The 21,684-nt window shown below is 21.4% G+C and carries 25 protein-coding genes; 17 read left to right on the forward strand and 8 right to left on the reverse strand.

Annotation, left to right across the window (positions count from 1 at the left end):
* The first annotated feature begins 34 nt into the window (after positions 1 to 34).
* Both hisS and aspS read left to right on the forward strand, forming a co-directional pair.
* Complete coding sequence (hisS, locus tag AACK81_RS02745; protein ID WP_338962387.1) at positions 35 to 1,327, forward strand: histidine--tRNA ligase; 1,293 nt, start codon at positions 35 to 37, stop codon at positions 1,325 to 1,327.
* Positions 1,311 to 3,053 (forward strand): aspartate--tRNA ligase, encoded by a 1,743-nt coding sequence (gene aspS / locus AACK81_RS02750; RefSeq protein WP_338962390.1) that lies wholly within the window; start codon positions 1,311 to 1,313, stop codon positions 3,051 to 3,053. Before hisS ends, aspS begins: the two co-directional genes overlap by 17 nt.
* A 374-nt stretch (positions 3,054 to 3,427) precedes the next feature.
* Here aspS and AACK81_RS02755 read toward each other — a convergent pair whose 3' ends face one another.
* Positions 3,428 to 4,150, reverse strand: a complete 723-nt coding sequence (locus tag AACK81_RS02755) for a hypothetical protein (protein ID WP_338962393.1) — start codon at positions 4,148 to 4,150, stop codon at positions 3,428 to 3,430.
* A 556-nt stretch (positions 4,151 to 4,706) separates the two neighbouring features.
* On the opposite strand from AACK81_RS02755, the gene AACK81_RS02760 reads away from it, so the two are divergent.
* The 4 genes from AACK81_RS02760 to AACK81_RS02775 all read left to right on the forward strand — a co-directional run bounded on the left by AACK81_RS02760 (position 4,707) and on the right by AACK81_RS02775 (position 7,116).
* Complete coding sequence (locus tag AACK81_RS02760) at positions 4,707 to 5,102, forward strand: hypothetical protein (RefSeq protein WP_338962395.1); 396 nt, start codon at positions 4,707 to 4,709, stop codon at positions 5,100 to 5,102.
* Positions 5,017 to 5,565, forward strand: a complete 549-nt coding sequence (locus AACK81_RS02765; protein ID WP_338962398.1) for a hypothetical protein — start codon at positions 5,017 to 5,019, stop codon at positions 5,563 to 5,565. Before AACK81_RS02760 ends, AACK81_RS02765 begins: the two co-directional genes overlap by 86 nt.
* Before the next feature lie 204 nt (positions 5,566 to 5,769).
* Positions 5,770 to 6,081, forward strand: a complete 312-nt coding sequence (locus AACK81_RS02770) for a single-stranded DNA-binding protein (RefSeq protein WP_338962401.1) — start codon at positions 5,770 to 5,772, stop codon at positions 6,079 to 6,081.
* Positions 6,082 to 6,252: 171 nt separating this feature from the next.
* A complete protein-coding gene (locus AACK81_RS02775) occupies positions 6,253 to 7,116 on the forward strand; it encodes a DegV family protein (protein ID WP_281748924.1) in 864 nt (287 codons plus the stop codon).
* 353 nt (positions 7,117 to 7,469) lie between these two features.
* Here the strand turns inward: AACK81_RS02775 and AACK81_RS02780 are convergent, their stop codons facing one another.
* Both AACK81_RS02780 and AACK81_RS02785 read right to left on the reverse strand, forming a co-directional pair.
* Positions 7,470 to 7,712, reverse strand: coding sequence for a hypothetical protein (locus AACK81_RS02780; protein WP_338962405.1), 243 nt, complete (start codon positions 7,710 to 7,712; stop codon positions 7,470 to 7,472).
* Between the two features lie 620 nt (positions 7,713 to 8,332).
* Positions 8,333 to 9,463: an Mbov_0401 family ICE element transposase-like protein gene (locus tag AACK81_RS02785; protein ID WP_338962407.1), complete on the reverse strand. Its 1,131-nt coding sequence runs from the start codon at positions 9,461 to 9,463 to the stop codon at positions 8,333 to 8,335.
* Between the two features lie 344 nt (positions 9,464 to 9,807).
* On the opposite strand from AACK81_RS02785, the gene AACK81_RS02790 reads away from it, so the two are divergent.
* Positions 9,808 to 10,104: a hypothetical protein gene (locus AACK81_RS02790; protein WP_338962410.1), complete on the forward strand. Its 297-nt coding sequence runs from the start codon at positions 9,808 to 9,810 to the stop codon at positions 10,102 to 10,104.
* A 118-nt stretch (positions 10,105 to 10,222) separates the two neighbouring features.
* Positions 10,223 to 11,089 (forward strand): hypothetical protein, encoded by an 867-nt coding sequence (locus tag AACK81_RS02795; protein WP_281748376.1) that lies wholly within the window; start codon positions 10,223 to 10,225, stop codon positions 11,087 to 11,089.
* A 115-nt stretch (positions 11,090 to 11,204) separates the two neighbouring features.
* Here AACK81_RS02795 and AACK81_RS02800 read toward each other — a convergent pair whose 3' ends face one another.
* From AACK81_RS02800 to AACK81_RS02820, 5 genes are read right to left on the reverse strand one after another with little or no spacing between them, the layout of a single operon-like run.
* Complete coding sequence (locus tag AACK81_RS02800; protein ID WP_338962413.1) at positions 11,205 to 13,097, reverse strand: hypothetical protein; 1,893 nt, start codon at positions 13,095 to 13,097, stop codon at positions 11,205 to 11,207.
* Positions 13,048 to 14,289 carry a hypothetical protein gene (locus tag AACK81_RS02805; protein WP_338962415.1) on the reverse strand — a complete coding sequence of 414 codons (1,242 nt, stop codon included), beginning with the start codon at positions 14,287 to 14,289 and terminating at the stop codon, positions 13,048 to 13,050. The genes AACK81_RS02800 and AACK81_RS02805 overlap by 50 nt, the downstream gene beginning before the upstream one ends.
* 18 nt (positions 14,290 to 14,307) lie before the next feature.
* Complete coding sequence (locus tag AACK81_RS02810) at positions 14,308 to 14,430, reverse strand: hypothetical protein (RefSeq protein ID WP_338962418.1); 123 nt, start codon at positions 14,428 to 14,430, stop codon at positions 14,308 to 14,310.
* A 4-nt stretch (positions 14,431 to 14,434) separates the two neighbouring features.
* Positions 14,435 to 16,147, reverse strand: a complete 1,713-nt coding sequence (locus AACK81_RS02815) for a hypothetical protein (protein ID WP_338962421.1) — start codon at positions 16,145 to 16,147, stop codon at positions 14,435 to 14,437.
* Between the two features lie 3 nt (positions 16,148 to 16,150).
* The gene (locus tag AACK81_RS02820; RefSeq protein WP_338962423.1) at positions 16,151 to 17,362 is read right to left on the reverse strand and encodes a hypothetical protein; all 1,212 of its coding nucleotides are present in this window, start codon (positions 17,360 to 17,362) and stop codon (positions 16,151 to 16,153) included.
* A 717-nt stretch (positions 17,363 to 18,079) separates the two neighbouring features.
* Here AACK81_RS02820 and AACK81_RS02825 point away from each other — a divergent pair.
* The 9 genes from AACK81_RS02825 to AACK81_RS02865 all read left to right on the forward strand — a co-directional run bounded on the left by AACK81_RS02825 (position 18,080) and on the right by AACK81_RS02865 (position 21,681).
* The gene (locus AACK81_RS02825) at positions 18,080 to 18,280 is read left to right on the forward strand and encodes a hypothetical protein (RefSeq protein ID WP_338962426.1); all 201 of its coding nucleotides are present in this window, start codon (positions 18,080 to 18,082) and stop codon (positions 18,278 to 18,280) included.
* On the forward strand, positions 18,280 to 18,438 hold the full coding sequence (locus tag AACK81_RS02830; protein ID WP_338962428.1) for a hypothetical protein: 159 nt from the start codon (positions 18,280 to 18,282) through the stop codon (positions 18,436 to 18,438). The genes AACK81_RS02825 and AACK81_RS02830 overlap by 1 nt, the downstream gene beginning before the upstream one ends.
* A 203-nt stretch (positions 18,439 to 18,641) precedes the next feature.
* Complete coding sequence (locus AACK81_RS02835) at positions 18,642 to 18,764, forward strand: hypothetical protein (protein ID WP_338962430.1); 123 nt, start codon at positions 18,642 to 18,644, stop codon at positions 18,762 to 18,764.
* The gene (locus AACK81_RS02840) at positions 18,757 to 19,413 is read left to right on the forward strand and encodes a PD-(D/E)XK nuclease family protein (RefSeq protein ID WP_338962432.1); all 657 of its coding nucleotides are present in this window, start codon (positions 18,757 to 18,759) and stop codon (positions 19,411 to 19,413) included. The genes AACK81_RS02835 and AACK81_RS02840 overlap by 8 nt, the downstream gene beginning before the upstream one ends.
* Positions 19,400 to 19,576: a hypothetical protein gene (locus AACK81_RS02845; protein ID WP_338961762.1), complete on the forward strand. Its 177-nt coding sequence runs from the start codon at positions 19,400 to 19,402 to the stop codon at positions 19,574 to 19,576. Before AACK81_RS02840 ends, AACK81_RS02845 begins: the two co-directional genes overlap by 14 nt.
* Positions 19,577 to 19,780: 204 nt before the next feature.
* Complete coding sequence (locus AACK81_RS02850; protein WP_338962435.1) at positions 19,781 to 20,623, forward strand: recombinase RecT; 843 nt, start codon at positions 19,781 to 19,783, stop codon at positions 20,621 to 20,623.
* Between the two features lie 17 nt (positions 20,624 to 20,640).
* Complete coding sequence (locus tag AACK81_RS02855) at positions 20,641 to 20,916, forward strand: hypothetical protein (protein WP_338962437.1); 276 nt, start codon at positions 20,641 to 20,643, stop codon at positions 20,914 to 20,916.
* Positions 20,909 to 21,055 carry a hypothetical protein gene (locus AACK81_RS02860; RefSeq protein ID WP_338961757.1) on the forward strand — a complete coding sequence of 49 codons (147 nt, stop codon included), beginning with the start codon at positions 20,909 to 20,911 and terminating at the stop codon, positions 21,053 to 21,055. The genes AACK81_RS02855 and AACK81_RS02860 overlap by 8 nt, the downstream gene beginning before the upstream one ends.
* Before the next feature lie 371 nt (positions 21,056 to 21,426).
* Positions 21,427 to 21,681, forward strand: a complete 255-nt coding sequence (locus AACK81_RS02865) for a hypothetical protein (protein WP_338961756.1) — start codon at positions 21,427 to 21,429, stop codon at positions 21,679 to 21,681.
* Positions 21,682 to 21,684 lie beyond the last annotated feature (3 nt).

Below are 21,684 nucleotides of genomic sequence, written 5' to 3' on the forward strand. Positions count from 1 at the left end.
GATTTATTTTTTATTAAAAGGAGTAAAAAAAAGTATGCAATTTCAAAAGCCAAGAGGAACACGTGATATGTATAATGAAGAGGTTATTATATATCGTAATATTATTAAATCTTTAACACAGTGTGCAATTAAATATAATTATCAAGAATTTATTACTCCTATTTTTGAAAATGCTCAACTATTTTTACGAGCTGTGGGAGATACAACTGATATTATTCAGAAAGAAATTTATCAATTTAATGATAAAAATGATAGATTATTAGCTCTTCGTCCTGAAGGAACAGCAGGTATTGTTCGTGCTATAATTGAAAATAAATTATATAAATCTAAGCAAACGTTAAAGTATTTTTATTATGGTTCGATGTTTCGATATGAAAGACCTCAAAAAGGGCGTCAACGTCAATTTAATCAATTTGGTATCGAAACTGTTGGTGTTAAACATCCTTTAGTTGATGTTGAAGTAATGATGATGGCCTTAGAAATGATAAAAAGTTTTTCAATACCAAATTTAACTTTAAATATTAATTATTTTGGATCTAATGAAACAAAAAATAAATATCAAATAGCACTTAAAGAACAATTATTAAATCAAAGTAAGCAATTGTGTGAAAATTGTCAAATTAGAGTTAATGTATCACCACTAAGAGTTCTTGAATGTAAAATTTGTACTAAATTAAATTTAGAAATACCATATTTAAATGATTTTTTAACTAATGAAGAAAAAACATATTTTACAACTATTATTAATAGTTTAAAAAATAATAAAGTTAATTTTATTATTGATGAGCATTTAGTTCGTGGTTTAGATTATTATAATGGTATTATTTTTGAAATAACTACTATTGATTCACGAATTGGTGAAAGTCAAAATACTTTACTTGGTGGTGGTAGATATGATAATTTATTTAATGAATTGGGCTCACCATTAAAAATTCCTGCTATTGGTTTTGCAATTGGTATTGAAAGATTAATGTTATTATTGGTAGAAAATAAAAATATTAATAAACCACCAATTATTGATTTACAAATTATTGCTTTAAGCGAATTAGGATTAATAATGGCTTCCGATTTATTATTACAATTACGTAAAGAAAATTATCATATTGATATGGAATATAATTTATATCAAGATAAAAATAAGTCACAGATTATTGATCGTAGTTTAGCCAAAAATATACTATTTTTAAAAGAAAAAAATCAGGTTAGTTTTTATTCTTTTGTTAAAAAAGAAATGATAAAATTAATTTTTGATACTGAACAGCAATTGCTTAGTAAGGTTAAAAATCTATTATTAGAGGAGAATGAAGAATATGGAAAAACTCTTTAGAACTCATACATGTGGTAATTTAACGCAGGGTGATATTACAAAAGAAATTATTATTAGTGGTTGAGTTAAAGATATTCGTATTAATAAATTTGGTATTTTTATTGATTTACGTGATATGTACGGAACAACACAAGTCATTGTTAAACCAGATAACGGATATTATAAAGAAATAAAAAATGTTAAAGTTGAATCTGTTTTAAAAGTAATTGGAACAGTTGTCTTACGAAAAAATAAAGATGCAAAAACTGCTAATGATATGATTGAAGTAGTAGCAAAAGATATTGAAATATTAAGCAATTCTATTAATTTACCATTTGTTATTAAAAATGATAATACGCTTGCTAGTGAAGAATTACGTTTACAATATCGCTATTTAGATTTAAGAAGACCAGCAATGAATTATAATATTAAATTTAAACACCAAGTTCTTAGTTGTTTACGAACATTTTTGAATCAAAATAATTTTTTAGAAATTGATACTCCTTGCTTAACAAAATCAACACCAGAAGGTGCTCGTGATTTTTTAGTTCCTGCTCGTATTCAAAAAAAACATTTTTATGCTTTACCACAATCACCACAAATTTATAAGCAATTATTAATGATATCAGGTATTGACAAATATTATCAAATCGCTAAATGTTTTCGTGATGAAGATTTTCGTGCTGATAGACAACCCGAATTTCAACAATTAGACTTAGAAATGGCATTTACTACTAGTAAAGAAATTAAATTAATAGTAGAAAATATGCTAATAAGTCTTTTTAATACTTTAAAAATTGGTAATATTCCTTCAACATTTTCATCAATTACCTATGATCAAGCAATGGATTTATATGGTAGTGATAAACCCGATTTACGTTGTACATGTAAGTTAATAAATATTAATATTAACAATAATAGTGATGGATTTATTTATAAGGGTTTTATAGTTAATGATAAAATGAACGAAACAACTATAAAAAAATTAACAGAAATTAGCAATCAGCATGGAGGAAAAACATTAATAATTTATGACTTAATTAAGAAAAAAATTATTCATAATAATTCTAAAGTAAAGGGTGATGATTTAGTTTTATCAGAAGAAATATCAAAAATAAAATATAATAATAATTTTTTAATTTTCGTATATGAACAACAAGATATTGCTAATAAAGTTATGGGTGCTATTAGAAGTTTTTATATTAATGATTTGTCAAAACGAATTAATCATAAAGATTTTATGAATAATATTGAAAACTTTGAATTTATTTGAATTATTGATTGACCAATGTTTGAACAGGAAGAAAATAAATGACAAGCTTGTCATCATCCTTTTACAAGTCCAAAAAATCCTGAAAAATTATTAGATATAAAAAATAAAGATTTAGGAACTTTAACTGCAGATGCTTATGATTTGGTTTTAAATGGTTTTGAAATTGCTGGTGGGAGCATTAGAATTCATGATTATAAATTACAGAAAAAGATTTTTGAATTATTAGATTTAAGTAAAACAGAAATTGAAAATAAATTTGGTTTTTTCTTATCAGCTTTTAATTACGGAGTTCCTCCACATGGTGGTATTGCTTTTGGTATTGATCGTTTATTAATGCTTTTAATTAAGAATGAATCAATTCGTGATACTATTGCTTTTCCTAAAAATAATCGTGGTATTTGTTTATTAACAAATAGTCCTAGTGAAATTTCATCTGATCAGTTATCAATATTAAATTTGGAATTTAAGAAGTAAAATTTTAATTTTAAAGTGATTAGAAGTTTAATAAAATTAGAAAATATAAATATTAAAAATCTCTAATGAAAAATAATTAAATTATTTTTCATTAGAGATTAATTATGTAATTTAATTGAAATCAATTTTTCAATAATGTTAAATTAATAATTATTAATTTCAATTATATTTTTTTGATATTTGTTAATATTCAAGTTCAATAAATGGTTCACTATCTTTGGTTTTTAGATGTCATATAGCTGGTAAATTTTTTTGAACTAAAGTAAAGACATTATTTGTTGCTAAACATTTATAAAGTGAACCATCATTAGTTTTAGTTTTTCCATCTCCGTTTCATGTAGTAACATATAAAAAATTTGTATTTTTATTAAAAACTAATGATAGTACTCCCCCCCTTTTATTCCAGACATTGGTTTAAAGTTTGTTTCTCCTGCTAAACATTTGTAAACTTCACCATTACTAGGAGATTGATATGAACCGGTTCAAACTCCTGCATAAATATTATCATCATTGTCAAAAGTTAAAGAAGAAACAGATTTATTTATACCATCCATTTTTTTAAAAATATTTTGATTTTTTTGATATTTATAAACGTTACCTTTAAAACTACTTTCTCTAGTACCTATATAAACATTTTCATTTTTATCAATAGCTATTGTTCATATTTCACCATATATTCCTAATATTGGTTTAAAGTTTGTTTCTCCTGCTAAACATTTATAAAAAGCACCATGTCAAGAACTATTTCTAGTTCCAAGATAAAGATTACCTTTTGTATTAGTTGCTAAAGAACATATTTCACCAGGTATTATTAAATTTATTTTTGGAATTATAATTTTTTTATTATTATTTTTTATTTCTGCTTGTTGTTGAGTTTCTGTTAACTGTGTTTCTAATTCTGTAATTTTATTTGCAAGATTTGTAATTATTTTTCTTTTATCTAATGCATCTCTTTCTGATTTTGCATAGAGATCACTTATTTCTTTTAAATCATCAAGAGTTTCTTGTAGTTTTTTATTTAATTTTTCAATTTTGGTTTTATATTTATTATTAGTTAGACTTTCTTTTTCTAATATTTTCTTTTTATTATTTATCATTTTTTAATAAGTACCTCTTTCTTTAAATTAATATAAATATTAATTTTTAATATTAAGATTTACCAAAAATTTGATTTTTTATTATTTAATATCGTAGGTTTAGAAAAAAATGTAAAATATTGTTAATTAATTTAATTCATATAAAAATTAGTCTTTTTATATTATTTATAAAGTTAAAATAGTAATAATAACATCATATATATATATATAATTTAATCAATAATATATTACTAGTTTTGTTATAGATTTAAAAAAGTAGATTAATACTTAATTTTGTTGAAACAGTTTTGTATAAATATAAATTAGTAATGATAAATTCTAATATTTTTAATAGTTATTTTAGGTAAATCTTAATTAAAGTTTATATGTGAAAAAAATAATATACAATAAAAAAAGTTGTTATTATTATTAAATAATAAAGAAATAAAAAAATAAAGATAGATGAAAAATAAATTTTATTTTTTTATTGATTACTAATAAGTATATCAGTAATCTACTGTTAAGAATCATGTACAATATTTTTACACAAGATTTATATAGAGAGGTGTTTGGATTTATGAAAAAATTTAAAAAAATATTAGCAACGACAGCTACTGTGGGAATATCAACAACAGCAACCCTTAGTACAGTTGCATGTGATAATTATTCATTACCACAATTAGACAGTAAATATGCACAATTATTAGGTTGATATGATACTGATGGTAAAAGTTTAATTTTACAAAAATTAAACTATGATAATACATCTGATAGTGAAAAATATTCGGTTATTGCAGATGATCACTTAATGAAAATTAATGATCTTTTTAAAAATAAATTGTTAAGAACAGGTGCACCACCTCATAAATATAGGGCAGAAAATGCTAATGCAGCACATTTTAAAAGATTTAGGTTTCAAAATTGGTGATGAAATTGGTGTTTATTCAGATGAAGAATATGCTGAAATTGTTAGTTTAACTGTTAGTATTAAAAATACTTTTCCAGGAGAAATTAAAGAAAAATACACCGAAGATGGTTTTGAATTAGAAGCAGGTAAATGTCAAATTGATATTATCAAAAATAATGAAATTTTAAAATCTTATATTATTAATACAGCCGACAATAAGGATTTAGATGTTAGTGAAGAATTTTGAAAAATTTTACCTGATTTGAAACTTTATAATAATGTGGGAGTTAAAAAAGGAAGTTTAGCCTCTGGTTTTAAATTAGAATTTTCATCATATAAACAAAAGCAATGAGAAGCTTTAATTGGTTTATTAAATACAAAAGTTTATACATTTTTTTATGATGCCGCTAAAAATGGTAATAAAATTACTAGATTTATTAATGTTCAGAGAGTGTGATTACAAGTAGATTTTGGGAAAGTAAATGCACTAAAAGATTCAAGAATTGGATCATTACCAGTTTTAGATTAAAACTATATTAATACAATTATATTTTACAAAAAGAGCAGTTGACAATGCTCTTTTTGTGTTAATTAATAAATTATTTTATCTAATCTTATTTTAATATTTGAGTTTGTTGAATTAATTTATTTTTTCTTTTATTCATAAATAAAATAATTTGATATTTTATTTATGAACTAAATTTATAATTATCAAATAAGAGGGGGTGTTAAAATGATAAATAATGTTGTATTAGTAGGTAAATTAATGAATGAACCAGAAATAATACCAACCAGAGAACAAATTCCAACAAAATGAACCAAGTTTATAATGGCAGTTGAAAGACCTTTTAAAAATCGTCAAAATCAATTTGAAATTGATTTTATCACTATTAAAACTTGAATAGCTAATACAGAGGAATTAAAAACACTATTAAAAAAGAATGCAATTATTGGTATTAAAGGTAGAATTCAAACATTTGCTAATAAATCTAATGATTTTTACTATACAGAAATTATTGCTGATCGTATTATTTATTTAACTTAAAACTAATTAAAAAATAGTCTTAATTACTCAATAATTAAGACTATTTTTATTTTTACTACTAATAAGTTTATAGTCACTTTATATTTTTTCAAATTAAAACGATATATAGTAAAATAAATTTGTTATAATTTTACTATAATTTATTAGTATAAAAGGTTAGGAGCAAACAAAATGAAAATTGGAATTGTAAGTGATTCAGCTACTGGTTTTACCCTTGAAGATATGAAAAAATATCCTGAAATAATAATTATTCCTTTAAATATTATTGAAGGAGAAAATGCTTATGATGATAATAATATTGATATTGATAGTGAAACAATTCGTAAAAAGATGATTGATGAACACTATATTTTAAAAACTAGTCAAACTAGTCGTGGTAAACTTGAACAATATTGAGATAATGCTTTGAGTAAATATGATCAAATTTTATTTTTACCAATTGCTAATAATGCTTCAGGACAATATGCAAGTTCGCAAGTTTTACAAAAAGAAGAAAAATATAAAAATAAAGTCCATATTTTAGAAACAGGTGCTGCTTCAATACCTTTAAAATTTATGGTTTTAATTGCTTTTACTCTTGTTAAAAATGGAAAAAAAATTCCTGAAATTTTAGAAATTTTAAATAAATTCCGCAAAACTTATGAATCTTATATTGCTCCTAATGATTTAAAATTTTTAGCTCGTGGTGGTAGATTACCAATGAGTAAAGCAAGAATTGGTAATTTTTTACGTTTTAAACCAATTTTAAGATGTAAAGAAACAATTGATAATATTGGTAGAGTTAGAACTTTAAGTAAAGCTATGGAAGAAATGTTAGATATTATTACTAAAATTAAAGATGTTACTAAAGAAACAATATATATTATTGATGGTTGATGTAGAAAAGATATTATTGATGAAGCAATTAAAAAAGTAAAAAATAGAGGATTTACCAAATATAAAGTTGAACCATTATGTAATATTTTAAAAACACATACTGGTAATAATACTATTGGTTTTTCAGTAGTACCTAATCAATGAGTAAAAGAAGTCTAATAAAAAAGTAGTTTTATAAAAGATTGATTAAGTATGCTGTTTTTTTAGAAAAATATATAAAAAAATTTAAATCTAAAAAAGAATGTTAGTAAAGGTTAATTTAGTTTACTAACATTCAGATTTTTTTCAACTTATAAATTATAAATAATAAAATATTAAATATTATGATTTAAATTCTTATTAATAGTTAAAGTTTTAAACTAAAGAAATAATTGAAAAAATTTAATAAAATAAATATCTATAAATCAAAGTAATGGTTTTTTAATTTATTGAGCTTTAACTATAAAATTAAAAAATATTTTTATTAAGTATCCTTAACCATTTCATAGTATAACTATTTTATTTTTTTAATTTTAATAGCCATTTTCATTTAGTGGTATTTTAAATCAAAAACCTTCATAACAAACAACATTTCCAAAATTATTTTTATATTTTTGATAAGAACGACAAATATTATTATAGACTTGATAATAGCGTTTTTTATTAGTTTTATCAATGTGGTAAACTTTTAATATTGCTTCTTCTATAGTGTCATAAACACCTAAACAGTTATCTTCTTTATCATATCTCGCATAAATAAAATTATTTTTTTTCATTTTTAACTCCAATACTTTTTTATATATTCCCATAATTTAAGATTTACTTAGAACATAGATTATATTTATAATATTTAGGATTTTAAAAAAATACGAAATGGTGTAAGAACATTAAATTAGTTTGTAAATTTATAAAAAATAAAATGATAAGTTAAATTTATGACAATATTAAAAATATTGTTAATAACATAAATTGATAACAAATTATTTTTTATAGAATATAGTTTTAATTGAAAAATTATTATTTATTGTTTATTTTTGAATTCTAAGTAAATCTTAATTTAAGTCTATAATTGAAAAAATGAATATACAATAAAAAAATCACTTTTTTATAAAAAGACGAATTTATTTCATAATTTTATATTGGGAGATTGTTAAAAATCCGGAATAAATTAAATCTTATATAGTCTTATTATATTTTAGACAAGAAATAATTTGGATTTTTATGAAATTGTATATTCATCTTACTATTTTTTAAAAGATATTTCAACTAAAATACTTAATTTTAAAAATTACTAAAATAAATTAAATATTTATACACAACAAAAATTCTTACTAAAGTGCATTTAATAAGTTTTAATTTATTTTTAGTTTTTTTTTAAAAAAACTAAATTTTTAATTTATAATAATTGTATCTCCGTATTTATTTTATTATATTTAGAAATAACCATTTTAATATAAATTAAAATATTATATGTTCTATTACCAAGCATTTCTTTTAAAACATGTCAAATATTAGTTTCAGTATAACAACCAATATTTCACTTTGCACTTTGATTTTCAATACCTTGTTTATTATTTTTAAAATATTTTTTCTTTAATTTTTTATGATTATCTAATTCTTTATATAAATAATCAATTAATTGTTCATATTGACCATTATTAATTAAATTTTTACAATTATTATATTCTTTTACATACTTTCCTTTATTTCCAGACATTATAGCAAGATATAATGTTCTAATTAAATGGAATTTATCTAAAACAAACTCAGCACCTAAATAATCTGCTACATCTTTAATTCATCCAGCACTATCACCACAAATAATAATTTTTGCTTGCTCAATATTTTCATAAAATTTTTGACAATGTTTTTTAACAAATTCAGCAGTTTTTTTAACTCCAATTGCTGTTTTTGTTGGTCTTATAATTGCTTTTACTCTTTTATTTTGTACCTTGTGATTAATATTATCTGTATATGTTACTATTAAACGCATAGAGTGTTTTATACCTTTACGTTTAAAATCTCAAAACTTTCGATGTCCATCATCAATTGCTACAAAAATAGGTTGATTTTTTTCTAATTTTACTTTTACTGGATTTGCTTCAATTACTTCTAAATTTTTAAAAACTCTATGAATAGTACTAACACTAATACCTGCTTTTTTACAAATAGCACAAATATCATGATATCTTTTTCCATCAGCAAAATATTCAATAATAGTTTGTTCAACATCTTCACCAATTCTTTTATATTTAGGTAATTCTAGTCATTCATCAACTAAACAAATACGAACTCATTTTTGTAATTTTTCATCAAAATATTCATAAATTCTTCTTTTATAAGTTACTAATCCATATAATGTTTTTCTTGTTCGATATTGATAATCAACTATTTTATATTTCTTTTTATCTCTTGTTTTAAATATTCTTCAATCTCGTTTTTCTCATTTCTTTGTTATATGTTCTAAAACTAATTTATCAATTTTGGCATATTGTTCTCTAAAATTTCATTTATAATTAAAACTCATATTTTTTTACTCTCCTAATCTGTTTCTGCATCAATTATTAATTTTAATTTACATAAATTTAAAGTGTTAAAATATGGTAAATTAAAATAATAATCTATTTTTCTTTATTTTATTCACAATAATCCACATAAGAACGTAATTATTACTAAAATAATGGTATTGTGAAAAAAAGTACTTTCATATTTTCAATATAATCAACAAGTTACATATAATTAATAGTATAGGTCTCACAAAATAAACGCTTTTAATTTAGGCGATATTTTGCATTTAAAAGGATACTTGTAAAAATAATCAAAAATAGTACAATTTATAAGTAAAATCAAGGAAAAAAGGAGTAATTAAAGATGAAAACATGAATAAAAACAAATTTAAGTAAAATAACATTAGCATTAGCACTAACTGGTGCTACAACCGGAACAATAGGATTAATCATGGGGGGAATGCTTACCCACGAAAATAGTAAAGATTTATCATTTTATAATTATGACCGTATAAAAACTGTTGGTGGTAAAGGAGCAATTATATGGTCACAACCTATGAATAATCAACACAAAATATTTTTGTATTTTGATATTAAATCAAGACATCAAGGAGATATAAAATGAGATGGCAAATATCCCGATGGATATTTTAACAAATAATATTGATATTTATATATAAACATATATAATTTCAATAAGAACTAAATAAAGTTTTTTTAACTCATTGCTTTATTTTTAAAGTAAATGAGTTTTTTATTTTTAAGGAGATTTAAAAAATATGATTACAAAAAAAGAACAAGATTTTATTAATGGTCAAATATTAGAAAATCAAAAAAATATTGAAGAAATTGAAAAACAAATTCAAAATTTAGAAAAAGAAAGAAATTATTTTCAAAACGAAATTTCAATAAATGAAATTACAATAAAAAATTTTAAAACTAATATTATTTTTTGAAGTGAACAAAAGGAAAAAATAGAAACAAAAATAATTAATTATAAAAATCAAATTTTAAAGTTAAAAAAACAAAAAATTAATATATTTAAAAATTTTTTTATTAAAATTTTTTCATTTGGAAAAATCAATATAAATCAAAATATTAATAATTTAATTCAACAAGAAGAGAAAAATTGTGAATTATTAAAAGAAACAAATTTAAATAATCAGAAAAAAATTGAAACTTTAAATTTAACTTATAATGAAAAAAAAGAAAATCATAAAAATTTAATAACTAATATTAATAAAATAACTGAAAATATAAATAAATTATTGAACCATAATAATAAATTATTACAAAATAATAGTAATTTATTATTTAACTTATTAAATCAAAAACAACAAAAAGTAATTATCAAAGTTGATGAACAAACGATTGAAAAATATGAATCAGAAATATTTAAACTTAATGAGAAAATTTGTGATTTAGAAAATAAATTATTATCTAGCAGTAGTGATGAAGGATTTCATTCGAAATCTACATCAACAAATTCTTTACCTTCAAGTAATTCATTGTCTTTAAATAAACAACAAAAACCACAAATACCAAAAGTGATTAATAATCTAAAAGAAAAAATTAAACCATGAGAAGAAACTTTAAGAGAATATCCAACAGAAAAAGGTATTCAAAAAAATAAGTTAAATTTCTAAATTAATGTATGAAATATTCTCGTTATATTTATCAAATAAATTAATACTATTTAAATTTATTTCTTGTTTATCTGTTATTAAAATTAAATCATAGTTACCAGCGCCAAATATACCACTAATTGAAAATCCGATTTAAGTTATTAATCGGATTTTCAATTAGTAATTCAAATTTGTTATCATTATCAATCTTTAAAATTTCTTTATAAAATTCTAGTTTTGAAAATAATTGATATTTATTTGAACCATATAAATTTAAAGCATTTTCAATTTTATTTTTATCAATCATTGCTCTTGTAAAATATTTTCCATATTCACCATTACCTAATGTTCAATCTGCTGGAATTAATGATGGTATATTATTACTTTCTAATTCATTTGTAATAGATAATCAGTTAAATTGATTGTCATCTAGTTTGAATAGTTCATTTTGACTGATATCATTATTTTTTAATTTAATATTATTCATATTCGTAAAATCAAAATAATCGGATTTTAATACTACTTTTACATCTTTAAATTCTCAAATTTCGTTAGAACCTGTGTGTATAGGATTTGATTTTAATTCAAAACAATAAGGTAATAATAATTTATAATCATCATTTAAACCTTTATTTATTGATATATTAGAATAAATATTGTTTGATAACATAATAACTATTTGTTTAAATATTTGTACTTGTGGTAAATTGACATAATTTGGATAATCTAATTTTCATTGTTTAAATAAATTAGTAATTACATCTTCTGGTTTTTGTCCTTCAAATTTTGAACGTAATTCTGCTATTTTAGAAGTTAAATCATTAGGTTGAAATCCATCAAAGTTTCTATTATAAGTATATGTATAAGTTAACATATCTAATAATACTTTTTGTAAACTATCAATAGTTGGTGCATCTTTAATTTCTATTTCAATATCATCAAATTTATTATTAGTTGCAACATATTGATAAAATTGACTTTCACCTACAAAATTTCAAACTTCTTTATCCTTTAATTCTTTTTGACTTTTTAATGGTCATTTACCACCTAAAACATTACTAAACTCATATCCTAATCAAGCATGGGTTATTCTTGCATTATTAATAACTTCTCTTCTTGTTACAGAACCACTACTAATTTTAATTAAGTTTAAAACTGATTTTTCTTGTCCAATAAATTGTTTTGCTAAATTTCATGGTAATATTTGTTCACTAAATCATTGTTGTAATATTCTAACTTTTGGTTGAGTTTCAATAGACATTGATAACAGCGGAAATGCTATTTTATCTTTAACAAATAATTTAGGGTATACTTCCATATTGTCAACTTCACCAAGTACTTTTATATTACCAAAAATCATGCTTCTAGGGGCTTTAATTTTTAAACCAGTTACTTTTGTATCTTTATCTAATGGTTTTTGTAATTTAATAATAATGGGATAACCATCTCTTGTTTTAAAATCTTTAATTTTAATAATAGTAATACTTTTAGTACTTCTTGATTTTGGATTTTGATAAGGTTGTGAATAATTATTTATGATATATAAATTATCAATATTATTTTCAGTTAATGGTTCATTAATAGATACTGCATATAACTTAAATTGATTTAATAAATTTATTTCTTGAAAAATTAAATTTTTAATATCAGTCATACTATATTCAATTGTATTATCATTAATATTAGTACTTGCTCTTTGATTTAATTGCATAGTAAAGTCTGATGTTTCAACAGCAGTAGTTTTTAATACTTTTTCAATATCAATAAAACCTATTTTAATAGTATTTGCTGAAAATTTTAAACTATTATTTTCATTATTTTTAAATAAACGCTCAATTTCATAAATATATAAAGTTCTTTTTTTAAATTCATCGTATGCTCTATTAATATCTGGGTCACTACTAGCACTCATCATATTAGTAAAATCATAAGGAATATTATCAATTAAATAATCATTTTCTACTTCTGCTTGATTAAGTTTAGTTTGTTTCTGTGGAAACTTCGTTTGTGGTTTGTTTTTGTTTTCCATTGTTCTCTCCTATTAATTGGTTATTTTTGGGATTAAATAGTTTTAATTTAACTGTTAAATTATTAAGTTCTTGTTCATCATTAATATTAAATGTTTTACTATTTAATAAATCTTTATCAATTTTCACTAATATTTGAATAAATTTAAGAATATCAATATTAAATTGTCATAATTTTTGTTCAATATAATTAATAGTTGAAATATTTACTGCTGTACTTTCGGGAACTGATTGTTGTGTTGATTTCTTTTGACTTGGAGTATGAATACCACAACGTTTAAATATTTCATTAACATTTCAATCATATATATCAGTTAAATTTTTACCTTTAAAGTTACTATTTGTCATATTGATATTTTCGTTTTGTTCGTTATTATCTCCGCCACTTTTAAAAATATAATTTTTAGTAACCAAAGTTCTTACTGCTTCTTCTAATGTTGATTGAACATTACCATAAGTTTGACTAAAAATAAACTTTGGTGAGTTTAAAATAGTATCTAAAACAATTTGTTCATAAATAACATCTAATGCTTTAATTTTATCCATTACTTTATTACAATCTGCTAACTCATTTGCTTTATTACGCATAATTGCTATTGGAATATAATTAATATTTAATGTTTGTTCTTGTTCTAAATTGGGATTATTAATATATTCTTTAAAAGATAATGGAAATTGTTTTTTACTATCATTAACACTATAAATTGCACGGTTAATTGTGACTTGTTCATTATTTAATGTATAAATTTCAAATAATCTTACCATTTGTGCATTTTGTTCATAACTATCATAAAAAATAGTGCATTGAATTAATTTACCAGTAATATCATAAACTCTTTGTTGTATATCTACTACTTGAAAATATAAGTCATCATTAGCAATATAAATTAAATAACCACTAATTCCTAATTTGCTTAATTTAAAAATAGAGTTTCAATTTTTTCTATAAAATTCTTGTTTAATTAAATATTGTTTAATAGTTTTATTATTAATATCTAATGGAGCATTATATAAATTAGCATTATTTTCTGCTACAAAATCAGTAAAATAAGTTTCATGATTAAAATCATTAAAACCAAAATAATTTAAAATTGAAGCATGTGTACTTTTATTTTTATTAGTTAAAAATTTTACTTTTTCATTTTGATTATCACTAATATTACTTTTTTCTTTTCTTTTAAATAGACTTAACATAATATTCACCACCTTTTTTTAAAATATTTGATTAATTTTTAATATGATTTTTACAATGATAAATATAATTAAACCTGCTGTTGCTGATGATAAAATTACTCCTATTAAACCTAAAATAATTTTTATATTTTTAAAAAACATAATATTATTCCTGTAATTCTTCTAATTTTTTAAAAATATAATCTCTACCCATACCCCACATTATTCTATTATTATAAATATTAATTTCAGTATCCGCATTAACATTATTATTTGATATTCATAAACTACTTTTTAAAACATTTGTATCTAATTGATAATAAAAATTAATTATTTGTCAACTATAATTTTTATTATTTTCTTTACTAGTATAATCACCAAAACTATAATATATTCTATAATGTGTTTTATCTTTAAATATATATTCTATATGTGTAATATTATTTTTATCTACTACGACTTTACCTACTTCTTTTCAATTTGAACCACTTGGACTTGGTGTTGGAGGACTATCTTTTAATTCAATATCTCAATTATTTTCTTCTATTTCATTAGTTTCTAAACTTTTTGAATTAATTTTTATAGGTTTATCTATATTAATTACACTTGGTGAAGTAATATCTAATGTATTACTTTTAATGCTATAAATTTTATTACTTGTTTTAGGCTTATATATTTTAGTTCCTAGTTTATTTCCATCTAGATTAGTTACTATTCAAGAATTACCATCAAAATATGATAGTATTAATTCATCATTTTCGGGTTGGACACTTAAATGAGCTTTAATTTCATTAGTAGAATTTGAGTAATAACCTGCTGAATCAATAGCTACATTATGGGCTGTTGGTACTGCACCATAAAAGAAAAATACTCCTTTAAGTCCTTGACTGCTTGACATATTAGGTGACCAAAAAATTTGATAATATGTATTTCTTGTTAAAATCATTGATTTTTGCTCTTCTCATTGTGGATTATTTAAAAAATCTTGTGGTGTTATTAAATAAGAACTTACAGATATTACATTATCTTCTGTAATATTAATGCCATGGCCAGTAATTAATTTATTTTGTTTAGTATTAGTTAAGGCTGTAATATTTTTTTGTTGTTTAGCAGAAAAATCACAGGTTGGTGCATGTGTAAAATCACCAATTTGTGGATTATTTTGTAATGCTTCAGGTGGTAATGTTCCAATTTCATCTGGTCAATCTAAAATCATTGTTTCAGTTTCTTTATCATAACCAGTTGCAACATAACCTTTATTAACAAATTTACTAACAGGACCTCTATATATTTCATTTTCATTATCATCAACTAAATCATCATATAATTTAATTTGTTTTAATAATGTAAATTCTTTTTGTTCTTTAATTAATTCATCAACTTGATTTCTAGTATAAAATGCTTTTAAGTCAATTTTTTCAACATCTATTTCATCATCATTATAACTTGAAAATATTTGTTTTAATTCTGTTAATCTTGCTCATATTTTCATTCTACTAGGTGCTAAATCTCAAACATTAATTGTAGGAGTACTATTTGCACTAAATTGAGTACCATTATTAAATTGAATAGTAGCATCAACATTAAATTCAATTGGTGTACGATTAAATACTCAATGTTCAACCATTACATAAACCATATCTCTTAATGTTTCTTTAATTAATTCATCTTTAAAACTATCAAAAGGAAATTTAGATAAAATAAAATCAAGATAAGCATTAATATCATTTTGAGCACGAATAGCAAAAGTTTTAAATCAATCATTAACATTAGGTCATGTTTGTATGTATTGCTGTGGTGTTTCTGTAATTTTTCCAGTTAATGGATATCAGTTATTATAATTTTCAAGACTGACATCAGTTCAAAGTTTATTAATCATAATTTATCATTCCTTAAAAAATGCTTGTTTATAATGATGAGTATGTTTTTTTGTTTTTTTATGTGTTATATGTTCAATTTCTTTTTGTATTTTATTTTTACCTTTTTTTATTTTTTTCTTACTTTTTGTTACAACTTGACTATATGCAAACTTTTCTAAATGATGTAATAATCCAGTACCAAATAAAGTATTAACACTAAATTTTAAACCAACATTTTTAAATGATTTGTTAATATTTTCAATAGGATTATTAATAACATTTACTACTTTATGATAAGTTCTAATAGTTCTAAATATTTCTCTATATACTTTAAAACTATCTCTAATTACTTGTTGCACCACTGGTGGAGCAAATGCTATTGCTTTTAATCATTTATTTTGATTAACTCCATAACCAATGTATCAACCACTATATCAACGATATCAATGGAATGGATGTATTTGAGTAACAAAAGTTTTTGCTTTAAGAATACTATCAACAACTGTAATTGGTTTATATTTAGGATTGCGATGATAAATAGTAATTGCACATTTATCTAATGACAAAGGTTGAATTTTACAACCCATAAATACTGGTGAATTTAATGGAATTAATTGTGCGTGTTTAATTGCTCTTTTTTCTGCACTAGTAAATAAATCAGTTGCTTTTTCTTTTAATTTCTGAATTTTTTCAAATACTTGTTTTTCTAACTTTTCAAATTTTTTTTGTAATTTATATATACTTTCTCGTATTTTTTCAAAATATGGTGTATCTTTTCAAAATTTATTTAAACCTTTTTTTAAATAAAATCTAATATCAAAATATTTAAAAGTTTGATTTGCTTTTAAAACAAGTTGATGAATAACATTATTTTTAAAATTAAATTTAATAGCATTAGCACGAATTTTTTGTAAATCTAAAATTAAAGTTTTTCCATATCTATTTTCTGTATGTATTGTATGAACTAAATTTAATCAATCATGTTGATTCATTTTTAATACTTCTTTTAAATCAGTATTAAATTTTTTTAAAAAGTTATTTGCTTTTTCAATATCTTTAATTTTAAATTTAGGAGTTAATTGTGGACTTAATTTTATTAATGTATTTTGTAATAATAAGTGTTCCATTAATTTTTCTGTTTCTAGTTTTTGAAAATTATTCTTATATTGTCTTTCAGCAACATATCCTAAATCTCGTAATACTGTTTCACGATTAGGAGTAAAACTATACTTCATTAAATAACGTTTATTACCAATAATTTTATCTGTTAAAATTTCTTTTCCACTTACTTGACTAATAATTTCTTGTAAGTTTTTTGCTTCTTTAATACCAACTTGTTCTAATGTTTTAGTTTTTTGTGCTAACTTAATAAATTTAGTTGTACGATAACCACGACTAATTTTATTAAGTCCAGCAAATGCTGGTAATATATTAAAAAAAGTATTTAATGGTGTTACATTTCCTTTTAAATAATCATAAACTTGATTAATAGTAAAATCAGTTAAAAATTCTACACCAACAGCACTAATACTAGCAATTAAATCACTTGCACCTAATCCAAGGGCTACACTTTCACTTAATCCACGGGCGCATCACTTTAACCCTTAGATTCATAATTGGATAACAAAGAACGATATAACTATCGTTCTTTTTTTGTTAAAGATTAAAACTTAATACCCTGTTGGAAGAAAAATAAATTACTGTTGGTTATAGACCTATTCTTCTATCAGTATAAAAGGATTCTAATGTTAAGCAAATTAGAAAATAACAGTATATCGCTTAATGTAATTATAGATTAATTTGAATAGCCTTATTATGGTTCAGTAAAGAACCCATTAGTCTAATTAATAATTACATTTGTATTATTTAAGAAAATAGGGGATTTATATATAAATACATACCTCATTAACAATATCATAACACAATAAATAAAATAAAGGAGAAAAATAAATATGACATACGTTTATTTAATAAAATATAAAGTTAATTATACATTTGAAACAAAATATAAAGTTTTTTATACATTTAAGGAAGCAAATAATTTTCATAAAAATTATAAACATCATTTATTAGAAGATGCATATATTATCCATTATGAAATATTAGCATTTGAATTAGATATGCAATATCCAAATCAAGAAAAACTTAATTAATGAAAGGAAAAAATATGAAATGTTGTCATTGTAAAGAAATTATTGAAACAGATATGGTTATTTCATATTCTTCTGGTAATGATTCATATGTTGCTTTCAATTTTCAAGATATTAAATATACATATCACTATCACTGTTTTAGAGATTTACATGATTAATGAAAGGAATTAAAAATGGAAGAATAAAAAGAAGAATTACAAAATAAATTATTAAAAGAACAAATTGAATTAATTGAAGAGCAAAAAGAATTTTATAAAAAATCATGAAAAAGTAGAATTATATTTTTAACAATTGGAATTATTATTATGATTTTAACATTAATAATTATTGCTTCTAAACATTAATGAAAGGAAAAATATTTATGGAATGTAGAGAATATAGAATGGTTGGTTCTTGTGATAAATGTAGAAAACAATCTTCTTTTGGTAATAGATTATGTAATAAATGTTTTTGAATATTAATAGGTAGAAAAAAATATGAGTAAATTAATTTTTAAAAAAGAAACTCATCAATATTTTTTAGAAGATAAAGAATTAATATCAGTTTCTAGAATTATTGATAATTATTTAGGATTTAGTTATAGTCATATAGCACCAGAAGTATTAAAAAATGCTTCAAATCGTGGTAAATGAGTTCATAAACTTAATGAATTATATTTACAAAATATTAATGAAGAAAATATTATTAATAATTTATTAAAAAAATTAAAACCAGTAACTAATTCAATAAATTATTCTTATTGTAAAAAATCACTAATATTTTTAAAAGAAAAATTTAAAGATAAAAATAATTATGAATTTATTATTGAAAAACCTATTGCTGATAATTTAATTGCTGGAACACCAGATTTAGTTTATTTAGATAAAAAAGAAAATAAATATTATTTAGTAGATTATAAAACTTATGCTTGTATTGATGAAGATAAATTAAAAAGAATTAAATTACAATTAACTGCTTATTATTGTATGTTACTTGAGAATGGTATAACTCCATCTTATAAAACTTATGTTTATTTAACTAATAAAAATAGTCAACAAGAAATAAAAATAGAAATAACAAATGAATTAATAATTGAATGAATGAATGCAAAAACAAAATATTTTAAAGGAGAAGATAAAAATGAAAACATTTAATGAAATAAAAAACGAATTAACAATCAAACAAATTAAAGAAAATATTAAATATTTAAATGAATTATTAGAATATTCGCATGATGAAGTAATTGAATTTGAAATTAGAAAACAAATTAAATATGAATTAAGTTTATTAAAAACAAGGATAAATAAGTATGAATAAATGTAAATATTGTAATAAAAGAATTTGATTAAGTAAAAATTGATGTATGAAATGTTTAGAAAAAATAGTTGATGAAATAACAAGTAATAAGAAGGATGACAATCATGGATAAATCAATTTTAATTTTATTAAAACATATAGGCAAAATTAATAAAAAATTAGATGAAATTTTAGAAATATTAAATAAAAAAGGAGAATCAACTAATGAGTAATAATAAAAATGAATTAAAAATTCCTAATTTTATTAAAAGTAATAAAGAAGAATATGTAAAATTTAGAAATTATTATGAAATGATTATAAATTCTAGTAAAGATTTAAAAACTATGAATACACAAAGTTTAATTAATGCATTAATTAATTTATATAAGTTAAATCTTTCTATTAATCCAATTAAAAAAGAATTAGCATTAATACCTTATGGTGATGAATTACAAGTACAAATTCAAGAAGATGGTTGATTAACATTATTACAAAGAACTGGATTAGTAATTGATTTTCAAAGAGAAAAAATAACAACTGCACATAAATTTAATAAAGAAAATAATAAATGAGAAATTAATCCAGCATTAATTTTTGAAAGAAAAACTATTAATACAATTGATTATTATTGTTATATTTCTCTTTTAGATAAAAATGGTAAAATTAATAATTTTTATAAAGGAATGACTGTTGAAGAAATTAATCAACATAAAGATAAATATGGCAAAACTTATAATAAAAAAAGTCAAGAATGAAAATTAAATCATATATGAACTTCTGCTTTTGACCAAATGGCTTTAAAAACTGTTGTAAAAGCACTTATTCGAGAAATTAATAAAACACCAATTATTGTATTAAATAATCAAGATGATATTAATTTAGCACTTCAATTAGACCAAGGTGTAGTAATTGATGAAGAAACTATTGCTTATAAAGATAATAATGGTGATGAAGTTAAAATTATTAATTCAAATAATAATATTGATAATACTGATTTAAATTCTACCTTATCTAAATTAAAAGAATTAGAAAAAGAAGAAGAAATTATAGAAAATTTTGAAGTTTAATGAAAGGTAAATTTATCATGACATGTATGTGAACTGAATCATTAGGAACTTTAATAGAAAATAAAGTAGATAATATACAAATACAATGTGAAAATAAATCAGAAGAAAAACCAGATAAATATGGCAGAGTATACTGTTCTATTCATAGAAAAATAGTTGATGAAATTAATAAATCAAGACATAAAAATTGTATTAATAAAGAAAAATTAATTGAATATTTAATTGAACATGACACATTAGATATGGAATTAATAATTGAATATTTAGAAAGAGGTGTATTTGATAATGAATAAAGAAAAATTAATTATTTGATTAAATAAACAAATTAGTATTTGTTTATGTGATTCTTTAAAAGAAGCAGGTAAACTTACTGCTTATTATAAAGTACTTGAATTTATAGAAAATGGAGAATTTGATAATGATAATTTATAAATGTAATTATTGTAAAAAATTCATAATGGATGGTAATTGAATAAGAAATTATAGAAAAATTTTTTGATTCAAAAAAATAAAATGATATATGCATGAAATCTGCTTTATAGAATACGAAAATAAAGAACTAAATAAAGATAAGGAAAGTAAACAATAATTAATATTTAGGCATTTGACATATATCCTTTCTAACTCCTATTCCCTATTTTTTATTCTTGCTTAAAATATGTCAATGTAAGTCCTAACTATAACAGAGATTTTATCTCTATACAGAACGAAACTATAGAATTATTAAAATTTGGATAACATTATAATTCTATAGTCCACCGTTTATTTACGGTGCTGATGAGTTCATAAAAGGATGTGAAATAATGAGAAATATTAGAACTGAATGATTTTATAATGAAAAAAGTCCAAAAGAAATAAAATGTCCAACAGTTGGATTATTAAAAAATAAAGAAGATGCTTTATGTTATTTATTAGCATTAAATTTATATCCAAAATTATATCCACAATATATTTATTATTCATGAATATTAGAAAATAATACTGGATATTTAATTATTTGTGGTAATAATCGAGATACAGTAGGAAATATGCAATTTAAATTTATAAAAGGAGAATAAAAA

This window comes from Spiroplasma endosymbiont of Lasioglossum villosulum (assembly GCF_964020195.1).
Lineage (GTDB): Bacteria > Bacillota_I > Bacilli_A > Mycoplasmatales > VBWQ01 > Spiroplasma_E > Spiroplasma_E ixodetis_A.